Annotated in this window: 14 protein-coding genes and 1 pseudogene; 8 read left to right on the forward strand and 7 right to left on the reverse strand. The window is 53.2% G+C overall.

The annotated features are described in order from the left end of the window. The first annotated feature begins 1 nt into the window (after position 1). Together cheB and BMW46_RS03865 are read left to right on the forward strand one after the other, a co-directional pair. Complete coding sequence (gene cheB / locus BMW46_RS03860) at positions 2–1,069, forward strand: chemotaxis-specific protein-glutamate methyltransferase CheB (protein ID WP_074704960.1); 1,068 nt, start codon at positions 2–4, stop codon at positions 1,067–1,069. After that, complete coding sequence (locus BMW46_RS03865; protein ID WP_074704963.1) at positions 1,059–4,001, forward strand: EAL domain-containing protein; 2,943 nt, start codon at positions 1,059–1,061, stop codon at positions 3,999–4,001. Before cheB ends, BMW46_RS03865 begins: the two co-directional genes overlap by 11 nt. Before the next feature lie 345 nt (positions 4,002–4,346). Here the strand turns inward: BMW46_RS03865 and BMW46_RS03875 are convergent, their stop codons facing one another. Beyond that, positions 4,347–5,087, reverse strand: coding sequence for a pteridine reductase (locus BMW46_RS03875; RefSeq protein ID WP_074704965.1), 741 nt, complete (start codon positions 5,085–5,087; stop codon positions 4,347–4,349). A 76-nt stretch (positions 5,088–5,163) separates the two neighbouring features. Between BMW46_RS03875 and BMW46_RS03880 the strand changes: the two genes are divergently transcribed. The 5 genes and pseudogenes from BMW46_RS03880 to BMW46_RS03900 all read left to right on the forward strand — a co-directional run bounded on the left by BMW46_RS03880 (position 5,164) and on the right by BMW46_RS03900 (position 10,290). Beyond that, positions 5,164–6,438, forward strand: coding sequence for a class I SAM-dependent methyltransferase (locus BMW46_RS03880; protein ID WP_081355666.1), 1,275 nt, complete (start codon positions 5,164–5,166; stop codon positions 6,436–6,438). 126 nt (positions 6,439–6,564) lie between these two features. Then, a complete protein-coding gene (locus BMW46_RS03885; RefSeq protein WP_074704968.1) occupies positions 6,565–7,008 on the forward strand; it encodes a CBS domain-containing protein in 444 nt (147 codons plus the stop codon). Between the two features lie 266 nt (positions 7,009–7,274). Next, the gene (locus tag BMW46_RS03890; RefSeq protein ID WP_074704970.1) at positions 7,275–8,639 is read left to right on the forward strand and encodes a (Fe-S)-binding protein; all 1,365 of its coding nucleotides are present in this window, start codon (positions 7,275–7,277) and stop codon (positions 8,637–8,639) included. Continuing rightward, positions 8,636–8,779: pseudogene (locus tag BMW46_RS15715) on the forward strand (winged helix-turn-helix domain-containing protein); the annotation flags it as partial. The gene BMW46_RS03890 and the pseudogene BMW46_RS15715, both read left to right, overlap by 4 nt. A gap of 386 nt (positions 8,780–9,165) precedes the next feature. Next, on the forward strand, positions 9,166–10,290 hold the full coding sequence (locus BMW46_RS03900) for a porin (protein ID WP_256376940.1): 1,125 nt from the start codon (positions 9,166–9,168) through the stop codon (positions 10,288–10,290). Positions 10,291–10,404: 114 nt separating this feature from the next. Here the strand turns inward: BMW46_RS03900 and BMW46_RS03905 are convergent, their stop codons facing one another. Continuing rightward, positions 10,405–11,325, reverse strand: a complete 921-nt coding sequence (locus BMW46_RS03905; RefSeq protein ID WP_074704973.1) for a pyridoxal-phosphate dependent enzyme — start codon at positions 11,323–11,325, stop codon at positions 10,405–10,407. Positions 11,326–11,580: 255 nt separating this feature from the next. Here BMW46_RS03905 and coq7 point away from each other — a divergent pair, with 255 nt between their 5' ends. After that, positions 11,581–12,207 carry a 2-polyprenyl-3-methyl-6-methoxy-1,4-benzoquinone monooxygenase gene (gene coq7, locus BMW46_RS03910; protein ID WP_074705668.1) on the forward strand — a complete coding sequence of 209 codons (627 nt, stop codon included), beginning with the start codon at positions 11,581–11,583 and terminating at the stop codon, positions 12,205–12,207. A 44-nt stretch (positions 12,208–12,251) separates the two neighbouring features. Here coq7 and BMW46_RS03915 read toward each other — a convergent pair whose 3' ends face one another. From BMW46_RS03915 to ilvD, 5 genes are all read right to left on the reverse strand, one after another. Beyond that, positions 12,252–12,668 carry an OsmC family protein gene (locus BMW46_RS03915; protein WP_074704975.1) on the reverse strand — a complete coding sequence of 139 codons (417 nt, stop codon included), beginning with the start codon at positions 12,666–12,668 and terminating at the stop codon, positions 12,252–12,254. 68 nt (positions 12,669–12,736) lie between these two features. Continuing rightward, positions 12,737–13,378 (reverse strand): YdcF family protein, encoded by a 642-nt coding sequence (locus tag BMW46_RS03920; protein ID WP_256376941.1) that lies wholly within the window; start codon positions 13,376–13,378, stop codon positions 12,737–12,739. 178 nt (positions 13,379–13,556) lie between these two features. Then, positions 13,557–13,865 carry a c-type cytochrome gene (locus tag BMW46_RS03925; RefSeq protein WP_011379706.1) on the reverse strand — a complete coding sequence of 103 codons (309 nt, stop codon included), beginning with the start codon at positions 13,863–13,865 and terminating at the stop codon, positions 13,557–13,559. Positions 13,866–13,886: 21 nt separating this feature from the next. Beyond that, the gene (locus BMW46_RS03930; RefSeq protein WP_074704980.1) at positions 13,887–15,989 is read right to left on the reverse strand and encodes a thioredoxin domain-containing protein; all 2,103 of its coding nucleotides are present in this window, start codon (positions 15,987–15,989) and stop codon (positions 13,887–13,889) included. 23 nt (positions 15,990–16,012) lie between these two features. After that, positions 16,013–17,686: a dihydroxy-acid dehydratase gene (gene ilvD / locus BMW46_RS03935; RefSeq protein WP_074704982.1), complete on the reverse strand. Its 1,674-nt coding sequence runs from the start codon at positions 17,684–17,686 to the stop codon at positions 16,013–16,015. Positions 17,687–17,903 lie beyond the last annotated feature (217 nt).

The raw sequence follows: 17,903 nt of genomic DNA on the forward strand, positions 1-17,903 counted from the left end.
CATGATAAACGTCCTGGTAGTGGAAGATTCACCGGTAGTGCGAGAGTTCCTCATTTACATACTCAATTCCGATCCTGATATCACTGTTATTGCGACCGCCGGTGACGGAGAAGAAGCAATCGATGCCTTGCGCAGCCATCGGCCTGACGTAATCACAATGGATATTCACATGCCGAAGCTGAATGGGGTGAAGGCCACACAGCTGATCATGGAGACACAGCCGACTCCCATTGTCATCGTGAGCGGCAGTACGGATCCGGCAGAGGTTGGGACAACATTTGATGCGATCGATGCAGGGGCACTGGCAGTGCTCCCGCGGCCGGCAGGCATCGGCCATCCGGATCACGAGGCGACCGCTCGGAAGATGATAGAGGTCGTAAAACTGATGTCAGAAGTAAAGGTGGTTCGTCGCTGGGCGCGCATGCGAGAAGCTTCTCCGGCCTCACTTTCTGTACGCGCCCCTCTGCTTAACCGTGTGGCGCAAACAAGAATTGTCGTTGTGGGTGCTTCAACGGGTGGCCCGCCTGCACTCGAGGCGATTCTTTCGTCACTCCCAAAGCATTTTCCTGTGCCTATTCTAATCGTTCAGCATATGACTGCGGGATTCATGGAAGGATTTGTCCAATGGCTAAAGAACTCGTCCAATCTTCCCATTCATATTGCAAGGCAGGGTGAGTTGCCCCTGCCGGGGCATGTTTATATAGCACCCGATGAATGCCAGATGAAGGTAGAGAATCGAGGGGAGATCGTTTTGACCAAGGACGAGCCAGAGTATGGATCAAAACCCTCAATTTCATATCTTTTTAGGTCGGTTGCCAGAGTCTACGGTCATGATGCCGTTGCTGGCCTATTGACGGGGATGGGCCGTGATGGGGCTGACGAGTTACGTCTTCTGAAGGAGAAAGGCGCGATTACTTTCGCACAAGACAAGGAAAGTTCGGTCGTCCACGGTATGGCGGGCGAGGCGATCAGGTTAGGTGCGGCGACCATGGTTTTGCCTCTGGAAAAGATTGCCGCAGCACTAACGAATCTGGTGGCCGAACGAGGAGAAACTAAGCTTGGCGCATGATATTTCAACCCACAATGCCCGGAAAGTCGAGATTCTCATCGCAGAGGACAGTCCCACGCAAGCGGAAAAACTGAAGTATCTGCTGGAGGAAAACGGCTACAAAGTTACCACTGCAGGTGATGGCAAGCAGGCCCTCTCGAGGGCGCGGCAGTGCAATCCGACATTGATTATCAGTGATGTGATGATGCCGGAGATGAATGGGTTTGCGCTATGCAGTGAAATCAAGCGGGACGCACAACTCAAGAAGATTCCAGTGATCCTGCTTACCTCGCTGGCGGATGTCAAGGATATCATCCAGGGATTGGAATCGGGGGCCGACAATTTTATCCGCAAGCCATATGACGACAGATATCTTCTTGATCGTATTGACTATCTGCTGATGAGCCATGAGCTGCGCAAGAGTCAGAAGATGCAAATGGGAATGCAGATTTATCTGGGCGGGCAAAAACATTTCATCACCAGTGAGCGGCAGCAGATCGTGGATTTATTGATTTCAGTTTATGAGGATGCGGTTCGCCTCAACGCTGAACTGAATACGCGACAACTTGAGCTGACGCACTCGAATCGCTTGCTCAATGGACTGTATCGAATGGCGGAAGGCTTGAACCAGGCAGCAACCGAGTGCGAGGTCAGCGAAAAAGCGCTGGAGTACGCCATGATGTTGCCTGGAGTCCAGGCGGGATGGCTTTATTTATGGAATACCGATGGTCTGAGTTTAGCAGGCTCACGAAACGTACCCGCATCAGTAAGTGCTGATGGCTTGAACATATCATGCAATTGCCTGCGCCTTTTGCTCGCCGGGGAACTCGGCAATACCCCTAAAATTTTAAACTGCGAGCGCCTCTTCTCAAGCGGAGGCAAGGGTTCTTGCCACCATATCACCATACCGATGTGGAGTGGCAGCAAGAACCAGGGCGTGATGAATCTCCTGAACTTGGAACAGGATGAGTTCAGGGAGAATGAGTTGGACACATTCTACGGGATTGGGCAGCAGGTAAGCGTTGCGCTGGAGCGTGCCCGATTGCATGAACATATGGAAAAGTTGGTGGGGGAGCGTACTGCGGCGTTAACAGCGGAGATCGCTCAGCGCAAGGAATATGAAGCGAGAGTAGTCCGGCTCAACCGCTTATATAGCGTGTTAAGTGGTATCAATACAGCCATTGTGCGTGTCCGTGAAATACAGGAGCTTTTCAATGAGGCATGCCGTATTGCAGTCGTTCACGGTGGATTCGCTTTCGCTTGGATCGGAATGCTGGGGGGAAATACGAGAATAATTGCACCAGTGGCTAAGATGGGGCAAGGAAATGATGAGCTGTTCCAACTCAACCTATCTCTGATGAGTGCGCCGGAAGGAGCTCCGCTGGTAGAGGATTTAATCACACATTTCAAGCCGTTCATTTGCAATGATCTCATTGCCGATAAGCGCATGGAGGGTTTGCATAACGCAGCGCTGGCTCACGATTATCTTTCCATGGCGATCTTGCCCCTGGTTCTCGATGGGCAACTCGTCGGCACTCTGACTCTCTATACTCCCGAGACAGGGTTTTTCGACGAGGAGGAAATTGCTTTGCTAGTAGAAATGGCAGGCGATATTTCGTTTGCAATGGATCACCTGAAAAAAGAGGAGCGCATCAATTATCTGGCTTTCTTCGACGCTGTGACCGAGCTCCCGAACCGGGCGTTATTTCTAGACCGGGTTAATCAGCGGATCAAGATGGTTTCTTCCGGTCACGAGATGCTTTCCGTAATTGTCCTGGACATCGAACGGTTCAGCAGTATTAATGAATCGTTCGGCCATGGGGCGGGCGACAGTCTACTCCGCCAACTTGCAAAGCGGCTGAAGCAACTGCTTTCAGAAGCAGACATTCTGGCCCATCTTTCCGCCGATTATTTCGCTATCGCCAGAAAACATGAAGAGGAAAGCATCGACATCGTCCATATGCTAGAAAAGCTTCTGTTCGAGGTTCAGAACGAGCCCTTTTTAATTAATGGGCAGGAACTGTGGGTTTCCGCCAGGGCGGGAGCTTCGTTCTTTCCTAGCGACGGCCTGGATACTGATACGCTCTTGAGAAATGCTGAAACAGCGCTAAAGAAGGCCAAGCATTCTTCCGACAAGCATTTGTTTTATGCTCCCGAATTTCATGCACGGGTTAAAGAAAAACTGAAACTCGAGATCAAGCTGCGTCAGGCGTTGGAGCAGGAACAATTGGTGCTGTACTACCAACCCAAAGTTGATTTGAAGAGTGGGCAAATAAGCGGACTCGAGGCACTGATGCGCTGGCACGATCCGGAAAGCGCCATGGTACTTTCACCGCTGCACTTCATTCCCTTACTTGAAGAAACGGGAATGATTCTTGACGCGGGCCGGTGGGCGCTGCGCAAAGCGATATCGGATGCAAATAAATGGAAAGCCATGAGTTTAAATCCACCGAGAATTGCTATCAATGTTTCTCCCGTTCAGTTACGGCAGAAGGATTTTGTCGATATGGTGGCAAATGTGGTAAGTGACGCGGGAGATCAAGCTGCGTTCCAGCTTGAGATCACGGAAAGTGTAATCATGCACGATATCAAAGCCAATATCGAGAAGCTCAATCTCATCCAGGATATGGGTATCGAGCTTGCGATAGACGATTTCGGTACTGGTTATTCTTCGCTCAGTTATATCGCCAAATTGCCCGTCAATGTCTTGAAAATTGATCGCGCTTTCATCAGCGATATGAATATCAATCCAGACAATCTCACCATTGTTTCTGGAATCATATCCCTGGCACATTCGTTGCATTTGCGTGTTGTTGCCGAGGGGGTGGAAACGGTTGAGCAAGCCGAGCTTTTGCGAAGCCTCGAATGTGAGGAGATGCAGGGCTATCTCTTTAGTCCCGCCGTCACAGCGACCAAGATAATAGAGTTTCTACACCAGAAGAAATCTCTTTAAATGGATGATGACAGCGGGTCTTTGTATTTGCACCCGCTCTAACCCTTCCAGCAGCAGTAGGAGATGGAGTTGTTTCCGTCTGGAATAATCCCAGCATAACCTTGATGAGAGCCAGGACGTCTTCCTCATTATCCAGATTTATGCAAAAGCTGGAGAGAAACGAATTTGTTCTCTACTATCAGCCGCAGATGGATAGCGCGGGATTATGGGAGCCGAAGCGCCTGTGCGATGGCAACATCCTCGGCGCGGCCTTTTGCTTCCCACCGAGTTCATTCCCCAAGCCGAGGAAACTGGGCAGATTCTTCCTTTAGGGAATTCTGACGTCCAATGATTTTTGCAACCCCGCTATAGATTCACACTTCGTCCCCCATCCACGGCAATGATCTGGCCAGTGATGTAAGGCGCATCTGCAATCAGGAAAGCAACGGTCCGGGCAATATCATCCGGCTCACCCGTCCGTTTCAGCAGCGTCCTGTCAATGATGCGCTGACGCGATGCTTCATCCGCCCATTCGCCCGCTTCTGGCCACAGGATGGGGCCGGGTGAGATGCCATTTACCCGGACTTCCGGCGCAAGTTCCTGCGCCAGCGATCGGGTCAGCGAGGCAAGCCCCCCCTTGGCGGCGTTGTATACCACGTAATTCTTGAGCGGCCATTCCGAATGAATGTCCACGATATTGACGATGCAGCCGTGCTGTTTTCTTAATTGGGAGACCGCCGCCTGGGATAGAAACAGGGGGGCTTTCAGGTTGCTTCCCATCAGATCGTCCCACATGTCAGCAGTGATTTCGCCTAATGGAGTTGGAAAAAAGCTGGAGGCATTGTTGACCAGCGCATCCAGCTTCCCGAACTGTTCTACAGTTTCAGCTACCAGTTGCGGCAGGCGTGCAATATCCAGCAGGTCGGCTTGTACGAGGGCGACTGAACCGGGCCGCGTCTGGTTCAGTTCGGCCTGCAATGTCTGCGCCTCCCCGATCGAGCTTCTGTAATGCACGGCCAGATTTGCTCCTTGTGAGTGCAGGCGGCGGCAGGTGGCGGCGCCCACGCGCCTTGCTCCCCCTGTGACGAGTATCACTTTCCCTTGCATCGCTATCTCCTCTACACTTGCGGATTGATTCGATTTTTTATAACGGGAAACCGGCCGCCAGGAGCAGGTTACGAGAGTGTCTGCCTCAAAAGAGGGACTCAGATACCGCTGCTATCTGCTGGCCGAATCAACAGTAAAGCGTAGCATAGCGCCAATGCAGCCACAGCCGCCATTTCCTTTACCGAGTGAAGCAGCGATCGAGCATAGCCGCGCACTGATAGAACTCATTCATGAGGAAATCAGTGCCGCTGGTGGCTGGATTTCATTCGAGCATTACATGAGGCTGGTGTTGTACGCGCCGGGCATGGGTTATTACAGCGCTGGTCCCGCCAAATTCGGCCAGGAAGGCGATTTCGTCACTGCACCCGAAATTTCTCCGCTGTTTGGCAGGACTGTGGCGCGACAGGCCAGGCAGATACTCGAGTTGACGGATGATGGCAGCGGTATTCTCGAATTTGGTGCCGGGACAGGTAAGCTGGCGCTCGATCTGTTGGTTGAACTGGAAAAACTCGGGCGTCTGCCACAGCAGTATTTCATTCTCGAAGTCAGCGCGGAACTCCAGCAGCGTCAACGGCAGTTGCTTGAACAGTTCGCGCCGCATCTCGCCTCACGCGTCTTTTGGCTGAAGCATTTGCCGGAGCAGTTCAACGGTCTGATACTGGCGAATGAGGTGCTCGACGCCATGCCGGTGCACCTGATCGCGTGGCGTGGCACCACAGTGTACGAGCGCGGTGTTTCCTCCGGCGGCAATGAGTTTATCTGGAGTGAACGCCTTCTTGCAGAAGGATTGCTTTTCGAAGCGGCGCGGGAACTGGCGGATCGAATTCGTTCCGGGGGTAAGGAAGGTGAATATGTCAGTGAAATCTGCCTGGAGGCACGCAGACTCACTGCAAGTCTCGGCAAGATGCTGCAACGAGGGGCGATCCTGCTGATCGATTACGGATTCGGCCGGGATGAGTATTATCATCCTCAGCGCAGGCAGGGAACATTAATGTGTCATTACCGTCACCACGCCCATGACAATCCGTTTTACCTACCAGGTCTGCAGGATATAACCAGCCATGTCGATTTCAGCTCCGTTGCCAGTTCGGGCATCGAAGCGGGCCTGCAGTTACTGGGCTATACGACGCAGGCACACTTTCTCATCAATTGCGGAATAACGGAAATTCTGGGGGAGACACCTGCCGCGCACGCAAAGGACTATTTGCCGCTGGCAAACCAAGTGCAGAAACTGGTGAGCCCGGCTGAGATGGGGGAGTTGTTCAAGGTTATGCTCCTGGGTAAAGGGATAGGCAATAATCATCCACCTCCTGTCGGCTTTACGGGCGGTGACAAGAGCCGCCTGCTATAGAAGGTTCTAACATAGTGGACCAGCTTCACATCGCTCTCGGCTTTTCTTTTCATATGGCATGCTATGATTGGATGAGTCCGATAAAGAAATTGCATGCTTTGAAAACCGAGGTGGGAGGGTTGATCCATGACGACTGTAAAGGAATTACTGGAAGGCAAAGGATACCAAGTCGCAAGTATCGAGCCGGATAAATCGGTATATGAGGCCATGCACTTGATGGCGGCGAAAAATATCGGCGCGTTGCTGGTGCTGCACCAGGGAAAACTGGTGGGCATTTTTACCGAGAGAGATTATTCCCGCAAGGCATACAGCCTGGATCGGCTCGCGAAAGATATCCAGGTGAAAGAACTCATGACCGCGCAGGTGGCGTATGTGAGCCCGGATTATTCCACCGAGGATTGCATGGCATTGGTGACTAAAACGCGAGTTCGCCACTTGCCCGTGCTGGAGGATGGTAAAGTCATGGGCATCATCTCCATCGGCGACCTGGTCAAGGATGCGATCTCGGGCCGTGAATTTATCATCGACCAGCTCGAGCGTTATATATACGGGACACGCGGCCCGGAATAAGCCATATTGTACTACTCCTTGATATTACCCCTCTGCGACTTCGATCCAGGATCCAGTGACTACTCCGCCTCGATGAAACGCTGTTCCCCATTCGATCGACAAGTACGATTTCGAGAGTATGCGTCCTGCTCTCCTGAAGATTTTGCCTTGATCTGCGTCCTGCCATGGGAGTGGGCGTGTGAATATTGGCACGAATCTTCTTTTCGTCCTCCCAGGTAAAATTTTTTTGAATTTGAACGGCTCTGACAAAAGCAGGTCTACTGTCCATGAAGCCGGATGACCTTCCTTCCGATTTTTCTTCGGATCCATTACTGCGATTGCGACGCGAAATAAGCGACGAAGCTAGCCAGTGTGTCGCGTGCGGCCTCTGCGTGCCGCATTGTCCCAGTTATCGTGTCACGTTGTCCGAGGCTGACTCGCCGCGTGGGCGCATTGCATTGATGAGTGGCGTGGCCGCAGGACGCATTCCAATGAATGCACGTTTCGCATTGCACCTGGATCGTTGCCTTACTTGCCGTGCCTGCGAAGCTGTCTGCCCCAATCACGTACGCTTTGGTCAGTTGATAGACGACGCGCGGGAGATGATTTCATCACCACTCGAGGTCCGGGGGAACAATCCGGGAGTCCGGGTATCCAGGTTTCGGAAATGGGTGGAGCGTGAACTGATCGCCCAGCCCTCGCGTATCGATGCATTGCGGCCACTTCTGCGTTTCTATCAGCGAAGCGGTTTGCAGAAGTGGGTGCGCAAATCCGGTTTGCTGGGCAAGACGAATCTCGCCTTGCTGGAAGCCCAGGTGCCGTTTATTGACCAACCCCGTTCTTCGTCATGGTCGGTTGTTTATCCTGCTGTCGGCGAGCCGCGAGGAGAGGTGGGGCTGTTCCTGGGTTGCGTAGCGCGCGTGGCGGATGCAACCACCTTGGACGCGGCCCTGTTCGTACTCAACCAACTGGGCTATGTCGTGCATGTACCCCCCGCGCAGACCTGCTGCGGGGCGCTTCACCAGCACAGGGGCGACATGGATGCGGCAGCGCAACTAGAACGTCAGAACGTGCAGGCATTCGCTGGATTGGATTTAAGCGCGATTATCACTACGGCATCCGGTTGCGGTGCGCAGTTATCCGAATATTCCTCTTTTTCCGGCTGGCAGCGCGAGACAAGGGGGGAAGCGACAGGCCCGAAAGCAGGAGGCGAGACCACCAGGCGATCGCCGCCGAAGGTCCTGGATATCAGTGAATTCCTGGCGGAGGCGGAAGGATGGGAAGATACCCGGCTCCAGCCCTTGCCACACAAAATCCTGGTACATGAGCCTTGCACCTTGCGCAATGTATTACGCGCGTCGGCATACGCCTATAAACTGCTGGAGCGCATCCCGCAAGCGCAAGTAGTATCTCTTGCGGGGAATGATCAATGCTGCGGTGCTGCCGGAACCTATTTCCTGGATCAACCGGAGATATCGGCGACACTGCTTGAGGACAAAGTGACAGCCTTGAAAGCAGGGCAGGCATGTTACCTTGCAACATCCAATGTGGGCTGCGCGTTGCATATCGCTGCCGGCTTGCGCCAGGCAGGGCTGGGGATCGAAGTCATTCACCCGGTCACATTAATAGCAAGGCAAATGGGTATGTACTGATTCGTAATTCAGGTCGCGTAGTAGTAACCCAGCGGTAATTACTGAAAGAGGTGTGGGGGCCTGCCTATCTTGAGAGCAATCATTATCTCCGCATCTATATGGGCCACCTGAGACAAAAACTCGAAGTCGATCCGGCTTAGCCAAACCATCTCATTACCGAAACCGGTGTTGGATACAGGCTGTTTTGGAATAAATTCCTGATCCTGGATTCACAAACTCCAGCAGCGATCGCAGTCCCTAAACTCCTAGCTTGATAGCTCCAATTTTGCTCCCCATCGCTTTGTTCCTCCGGGATGCGAAGCGATCCTGAATTTCTCTCATTTCTCCACGATTCCAGGTACTTCAAGGAAATAGCAGGCCGATTGAACCTGTTTTCATTTCTACAGTGTCTTTATAAATCTGCATCAAGACACTGCGACTTCTTTACTTCTTGATCTGTAATCTACCGAAATAGCGAATCCCATTAGAACACTGTAGATCTCCCGGATATTTTTTCGCATATCAAGCCCCCAAAAATGAATCAATAATGTCGAGAAACTTCTTCGAGCATTTATCAGCACTGCTTATCGTCTCTAGTGTCTGCATGCTGTGGAGTACAAGAGTCAATGCGCTGGACAACACTCTGGCTGTCAAGGACTATTTCTTACCGCTTGCCTTCAGTGGTTATGTCGAAACCTATTACGGTGTCGATTTCAATAAACCCCTTGGCGGCAGGAGGCCTCCTTTTCTTTACAACTTTACAGAAGATAAGGAAGTCGCGGTAAATCTGGCACTTCTAAAGGGTGCGTACATTACAAACAATATCCGTGCCAACCTCGCATTGGCAGCTGGCAGCTATATGAATGCCAACTATGCGGCTGAACCGGGAATATTAGGACATCTATACGAAAGCAACGTTGGAATAAAACTGTCGGGCAACCATGATCTGTGGCTGGACATTGGTGTCTTCCCTTCGCATATCGGTTTTGAGAGTGCGGTAGGTACGGACAATTGGACGTTGACCAGAAGTTTGGTAGCGGAAAACACGCCATATTTTGAATCCGGGGTCAAACTTGGTTACAGAACCGATAATGACAAATGGTTCTTCAGTGCGTTAATACTGAATGGCTGGCAGCGCATTAAACCATTGAAAGGGAACACGCTGCCTGCTTTTGGGACACAGATTACTTATACACCTTCTCCCGCAATAACCTTGAACAGCAGCTCATTTTTCGGCAGCGACAAGCCCGACCATGCCAGGCATATGCGTTATTTTCATAATTTCTATGGTATTTTCAGGCTAAATGATGTGCTTGCCGCTACGATCGGTTTTGATATCGGTATTGAACAGAGAAACGAGCATTCTTCCAGCATGGATATGTGGTTCAATCCGACAGTTCTCTTGAGATATACACCTTCACCCAAAACAGCAGTGGCGGTCAGGGCTGAATATTACGACGATCGGCATGGTGTAATCGTCGCCTCGGACACACCGCATGGGTTTAAAACTTGGGGGTTTTCGGCGAACTTTGATTATCACGTTACGACTAGCATTATTTGGCGTGTCGAAGCAAGAACGCTGGAAAGTAAAGATCAAATTTTTACTCAAAAAGATGGTAGCAAGTCCAATGGTAATACTTTCCTTACGACATCATTAGCCATCAGCTTTTGAAATCACGTATCCTATCGCAGGACTGGAGAATGCTCCTGAATGGATAGCATTATGCGTAGTAGAATAAAATATCTCATCTTCCTGATACATTGAGCCTTTCCTCATCCAGATTCCTTATTGCATCACGGCAGACCATTCCTGTAACTGGTCAACCGTAGTGCTGACACCGCCACACACGATAATCAATACTTTTTTGTATCCGGACAAAGCTGGAACCCTTTCATAGACCGTTGCCAGCGCTACGCCACAAGCGGGCTCAACCACCGTATGATGATCGTGCAGGAATTGCATGCATGCAGAGACGGCGAGCTTGTCCGGTAATACGATGCTCTCAATGCGATGTTTTCTCGAATATTCCCAGGCCTGCCGGCAAACCGCACTTGCCCCTAATGTCGTCGCAATACTTGATATCCTGGGCAGCTCCACCAGCGCTCCTGCGCTGAGTGCCTGAGCAAATGAGTCCGCGCCTTTGGTTTCGACGGCGATTATGGGCACATCCTGCCACTCATTCCGATTCAGTCCCTCTATAACCCCGCACAGAAGGCCGCCTCCGCCGACGGACAGGACGATCACGTCGGGTTTTGGCCCTGTATCAACTACTTCATCAATTATGCTGGCATGACCCGTCCAAATGAGCGGATCATCAAAGGGGTGCAGAAAAGCGTCCTCAGGCTGCACGAGCGATAGCGCAAAAGCATTCGCCTCACTGAGAGATTTTCCCTGGATTATCACTTCTGCGCCCTCTCGCGCCATCAGTTCCCTGGCGCGCTTCGATGCGGTTTCCGGCACAACGATAATCACGGGCACGGACAGATTACGCCCGGCAAAGGCAACCGCAAGGCCCGCATTCCCGCCAGATGATGAAATGAAGCGTTTTGCGCCGCGTCCGAAATATTCTTCACACGCATACCCGATTCCCCGGGTTTTAAAAGAACCGGAGGGCTGAGCAGTTTCCATTTTCAGCCAGACTGAATGTCCGATTCTATCGCTTAAAGGGCGCGATTCAATTAATGGTGTCTGGATATGTAGAGGCATTTATACGATCTCGATCGAGCTGAGCCATGAGAATACATCATAAACGGTCTTTCAAGCCAAAGCTGAAGACTTCGTTGATTGGAGAATTGGCGTTAGTGAACATGAGAAAAGCATTGACGGGGGGAACCGGGGGTTGAGAATATCCGAAGTCACTCACCCTGTCACATTAGCAACAGGGCGAATGGGTATACAATTGCGGAAATGGCGGGATTATCATTCTTACCGTTTTCATTGTTTTCTTTCTCAGAGAATCTTATGCCCAATCTAGACAAGCTCATCATTGGTTTCGACCACGCGCTGCGCACCTTGTTGACTCCGGCGCAGACACTGCGGCCAGTACCCGGAACCCAGCTGCCGGAGGCGCAACTGAATGATCTGGAGAAAAGCGAGTCGGCGGCACTGATGCGTGTTAACCACGTAGGCGAGATCTGTGCGCAGGCTCTTTATCAGGGCCAGGCGCTGACAGCGCGGAATGCCGAGGTCCAGCAGACACTTGCTCAGGCGGCGCGCGAGGAAACCGAGCATCTTGCCTGGACGGAACGGCGCATTAGCGAATTGAGCGGACGCAAAAGTCTATTGAACCCATTATGGTATGGCGGTTCATTTGCCATTGGCGCTTTCGCCGGATTGCTGGGCGACAAGTGGAACCTGGGATTTCTTGCGGAAACCGAACGTCAGGTGTCCGCTCATCTCGGGGGGCACCTGAGCCGTTTGCCGTACGCTGACGAGAAGAGCCGCGCCATTGTGACCCAGATGCAGATCGATGAGGCCGGACACGCCACCACCGCCGTGGCATATGGCGGCGCCGAACTGCCGATGCCGGTGAAACTGGTGATGAGGATGGCGTCATCGGTGATGACCCGGACCGCCTACTGGGTCTAACGAATATAGCAGGTCTAAAACCAATACTGAGGGGCGAATGCTTGTCACGCTTCCACGATTTCAAAATCGTGGGTCAGTTCGGCTGTTTTTGCCAGCATGATCGATGCGGAACAGTATTTCTCAGCGGACAAGCTGATTGCGCGTTCGACCTGTTGCGGATTCAGCTTTTTTCCGGTCACGATGAAATGGAAGTGAATATGGGTAAACACTTTCGGCTCGCGTTCGGCCCGTTCCGCTTCAATGCGCACCTCACAATCGCAGATCTCCTGACGGCCTTTTTTCAGGATCAGCACAACATCAAAAGCTGCGCAGCCCCCGGTTCCCATCAACAGCATCTCCATCGGGCGGGGTCCGCGGTTCCTGCCTCCTGATTCCGGCGGTCCATCCATCAGTACTGTATGACCGCTGCCTGATTCACCCAGGAAACTTGCTTCGCTCTGCCATTTGACGCATGCTTTCATGCCGCTCTTCTCCAGAAATTCGATTACGCTATTTTAGCGACTTCCAGCCCTGCCGAGTGTAATGCCCCTCAATCCGGCACAGGCGTCAGGCGGTACCACAACATGCCAATGACCTCGTGGAAGAACAGGCTGCTTTTGAGAAGCGCACCGGCGTCTGGAAGGAATGTGAGCAGCTCGGTCTTGTAACGCCGCGTGTATCCTGTAGCAGCAGGCGTAACCTCGAATCCGGCCTGTTCGAATTCGCGCGCCGCTCTCGGCATGTGCCATGCGTGAGTGACAAGCGCGATCTGGCGGATACCTTGTTTTTGCAGGATGGCAAAGCTTTTGTAGGCATTTTCCCGCGTATTGCTCGATGTCTCCTCTACCCACTCGACTGGAACGAGAAACTCCTCTTCCAGCACCGCCTTCATTTGCATGGCTTCGGACGAGCGATTACCGAGAGGAGCGCCCCCTGCGGTCAGCATCGGCTTGCCGGTCAGGCGATACATTTTCGCCGCATAGCGGACACGTTCCAACGTGTATCTGCCAACCGTATGATCGCCATATTCGGGTGCGTAATAGTAGGTTCCTCCGCCCAGCACGATGATGGCTTGCATGTCGCCAAGGGGATTCTTTTTGGGGGGGGCTTCCAGTACCTGCAACAGGGCGTCCGCGACGATCGGAGTGGAAAGAAGGTAAAGCAGAGCAAGTGCAGCAGCTACCAATGTCATACCTATTCCCTGTCGGCGTTTCAGGAGCAGGATGCCTGCGGTGCCCAGTAAAATGAGGTTAAACGGAGGGAGAAGAAATGCGCTTGCGAAGTTGGTTGCAAACCAGTTCATGTACTTTTGGCAGGGGCAGCCAAAATAAAAAAGCCGGCACTTGCCGGCTTTTTTAGCGGACCCGGGCTTATTGGGTCAGAATCCACTTTGCAAGAGTCTTGGCATCTGCCTCGTTAACCTTTGCGTTGGGCGGCATGGGAACCGGGCCCCAAACTCCCTGACTTCCTTTCTGGATTTTTCCTGCCAGATAGTCCGCGGCTTTCGGGTCAGCCTTATACTTGGCCGCTATATCCTTCAACGCAGGGCCGACCAGTTTCTTGTCCACCATATGACAATTCAGGCAACCGCTGCTTTTCGCCAGCTCGGGGCTCGCCTGCGCGGTACCGACAACCAACAAGGCTGATGCCGCAACCATTCCCATCCAGACAGCTTTCATTACACACACTCCTTTTATCCGTTAATTATAGAAAAGGGACCTTATCTTACCTCGAATTTCGCTGATACGCAGCAATTCCTGCAAGTCAGTGATCTCCGGTAGGCACTTAACGCCATGACAGACCCAGGCGTTGACACCCATCCCTGACGGAATGGGCTTGGCAAGGCTCGGCGGCAGCGTCGCAGGCGTCACGCGCTCAACCGGCAGCGCAAGCACAAGGGCGATGGGGACGCGCTGACGCAAGGCGTTTTCCCATTTCGCCATCGCGTCCGCTTTTCCCCGCAGTATGACAACGCTGGGGGGCGTGAGCCACTGCTCGAGCGCCAGAAGCAAGCTGCAACAGGAGTCGGGATGTCGGAGCAAGGCAGGGTAGAAGAGCTGCAGTGCGCGTTCCGCCGCGTGCAGATAACGGAATTCCCCCAGCAAATAACCCATGCGCTGAAGAGTATAGATTGCGACGCCGTTGCCGGATGGTGTTGCATTGTCATAACCAGGCTTGGGACGATGGATCAGATTTTCATGATCATGACTGGTAAAGAAAAAACCGCCTGCTTCCTTGTCTTCGAACTGGTCCAGAAGAACGTCAGCCAGCGCAATGGCAAAATCCAGATCCACCGGGCGGAACGTTGTCTGCATCAGTTCCAGTAATCCGTCCAGCAGGAAAGCGTAATCGTCGAGATAGGCATTGAGACGTGCATTGCCGTCCTTCCAGGTTGCCAGCAGACGGCCGTTTTCCCAGAGTGTGGAACGAATGAAATCCACGGCACAGATAGCCGAGTGCACCCAGTCGTCGCGACCGAATATGCGTCCCGCTCGAGCCATGCCCTTGATCATCAGTCCATTCCAGCTGGTCAGGGTTTTCTCATCCCGTCCGGGACGAACGCGACATTGGCGCTGTGCAAGCAGTTTCTTGCGCCCTGATTCAAGCCATCGCCGTGCTTCTGTGTAGGTGACACCGAAGTTTTCAGCTATCTCGGGCAGCGATTGGGTCACTGCCAGATGCCAGTATCTGTTTTCGAAGTTTGCTGGCTGGGACAGACCATAGTAACTGGCCGCTATGACATATTCACGACGTGAAAGAACATGCGAGGCTTCGCTGCGATCCCATACGTAGAACTTGCCTTCGACGTTTTCCGAGTCGGCATCCAGAGTGGACCAGTAGCCGGCTCCCGTTCTCTTTTCATCCTCTTCATATTCTGGCTGCATTTCGCGCATGACCCAGGTAGCGGTTTCTTCCACAATCCGGGCAAACAGAGGATTTCCGGACGCGATCCATGCATCCGCATAGAGGTGCAGCAGGGGGCCATTGTCATAAAGCATTTTTTCGAAATGCGGAATCTGCCACTGCTTGTCGGTACTGTAACGATAGAACCCGCCCCCCACCTGATCGTAGATGCCGCCTTGCGCCATTTTCTCCAATGTCAGCGTGGCCATGTGCAATGCCTCGCTATTGCCAGCTGTGAAGTAGCGCCGCAAACAGAAATCCAGTTCGGTCAAGTGCAGGAACTTCGGCGGCTCGCCAAAACCCCCATTTTCGGAGTCGAACCGGTTTTTCAACTCAGCCAGTGCCTGCTCCAGGGGGCGCTCGGAAAATACCGGAGCCTCCGGTGCTTTTGATGGCAGCATATTGGCGAAGGATTTGAGCAACGATGCACTCTGGCGTTCGATCTCAGGGCGACGAACGCGGTAGGTTTCCGCCACCCGCGGCAATAAATCGAGGAAACCCGGCAGACTGTGACGCGGCATTTTGGGAAAGTAGGTGCCGCCGAAGAATGGTTTTTGATCGGGTGTCAGAAAAAGTGTCAGGGGCCAGCCGCCGCTGCGCTGTGTCAGCATGTAGAGCGCAGTCTGATAAATCTGATCGATGTCCGGGCGTTCCTCGCGATCCACCTTGATATTGATGAAGTACTGGTTCATGACTTCGGCGACTTCCGCATCTTCGAAGCATTCGTGCGCCATCACGTGGCACCAGTGGCAGGCAGAGTAGCCGACGGATAGCAGGATCGGCCTGTCTTGCGCACGGGCGAGCGTCAGTGCTTCTTCTCCCCAGGGATACCAGTCGACAGGATTATCCGCATGTTGCAGCAGGTAGGGGCTGGTTTCACCAGCAAGATGGTTGGGCATAGCTTTTGGCGAGAAAGAACGGACTAATCGGTGATCGCGCCGCGGCTGGCACTCGAGACGAGCTTCGAATATTTAGCGAGCACTCCCCGGGTGTAGCGCGGATGGGGCGGTTGCCATTCAGCCCGGCGCCGAGCCAGTTCATCTCCAGGAACGTTGAGTTGCAGCAGCCGTTGCTCGGCGTCTATGGTAATCGAATCGCCTTCCCGCACCAGCGCAATGGTACCGCCTACAAATGCCTCCGGCGCCACGTGTCCAACCACCATTCCATAGGTGCCCCCGGAGAATCGTCCATCGGTGATCAGGCCCACCGAATCTCCGAGTCCCTCGCCAATAAGCGCGGAAGTGGGAGACAGCATTTCCCGCATGCCGGGGCCGCCCTTGGGTCCTTCATAGCGTATCACTACCACGTCGCCGGGCTGGATCTCGCGTGCAAGGATGGCTGCCATGCAGGCTTCTTCCGAATCGAATACTCGTGCCGGCCCGGTAATTTTTGGGGATTTCACTCCGGTGATTTTCGCCACGCACCCTTCTGTGGCGAGATTGCCCTTGAGTATGGCGAGGTGGCCCTGAGCATACAACGGGTTGTTCCACTGACGAATGACATCCTGATCTTCGCGCGGCTCTGACGGCACATCCTTCAATATCTCGGCAATGGTCTGTCCGCTGATGGTGATGCAATCGCCATGCAACAGGCCGTGGTCGAGCAGCATTTTCATTACCTGGGGAATGCCCCCTGCCTTGTGCAGGTCGGTGGCGACGTACCGTCCCGAAGGTTTGAGATCGCACAGTACCGGCACTTTGCCGCGCATGCGTTCAAAATCATCGATCGTGAGCGTCACTTCGGCCGCATGGGCAATGGCGAGGAAGTGCAAAACAGCATTGGTGGAACCACCCACGGCCATAATCACCGCGATCGCGTTTTCAATGGACTTGCGGGTAATGATGTCGCGCGGACGAATCTGTTTCCTGATGGCGTCCACGAGCACTTCCGCGGAGCGCGCCGCGCTGGTGCGCTTCTCGCCATCCTCCGCAGCCATCGTGGAAGAATAGGGAAGACTCATGCCCATCGCTTCGAAAGCGGACGACATCGTATTGGCAGTGAACATGCCTCCGCATGAGCCCGCTCCCGGACAGGCGTGGCGCTCCACTTCGAGCAGTTCTTTCGCGTCTATCTTATGGGAGGTATATTGCCCGACGGCTTCGAAAGCACTGACAATAGTGAGATCCTTTCCTTTATAGTGACCCGGTTTGATCGTTCCGCCATAAACAAAAATTGCGGGAACATTCATGCGCGCAATGGCGATCATTGCTCCCGGCATGTTCTTGTCACAGCCCCCGATGGCGATCACGCCGTCCATGCTTTCGGCCTGCACCGCCGTTTCGATCGAGTCGGCAATGACTTCGCGGGATACCAGTGAATACTTCATGCCTTCCGTTCCCATGGAGATGCCATCGGAAACGGTGATGGTACCGAACATCTGGGGCATCGCAGCCGCCTGTTTCAATGCATGCTCGGCATCCAGCGCCAGTTCGTTCAATCCCTTGTTGCAGGGTGTGATGGTGGAAAAGCCATTGGCCACGCCGACGATGGGTTTGTCGAAATCGCTGTCGCTGAAACCTACGGCCCGCAGCATCGCGCGGTTGGGGGTACGTTCCGCCCCCTGGGTGATTGCCCGGCTGCGCTGGTTATCTGACATGAGTTACTCCTTGGATTGAAAAAACGGGAATGCAGGCAAATTCTGGCGAATTCCGGGAGTCAGGGGAAGAAGCGGCCGAGGCGCCTGCGAAGCTGTGAGAAAAGAAAAAGCAGTTCAACGTCGCTCTTTTGCGTGTTCTCCGCGGTGGATAATCGTCGCCGTATGTATAATGAGGGGAAAATGGGATTGCTTATTCCATTCCTGCCCAACCCTCCGT

Origin of the sequence: Nitrosospira multiformis (genome assembly GCF_900111585.1) — a bacterium.
GTDB lineage: Bacteria > Pseudomonadota > Gammaproteobacteria > Burkholderiales > Nitrosomonadaceae > Nitrosospira > Nitrosospira multiformis_B.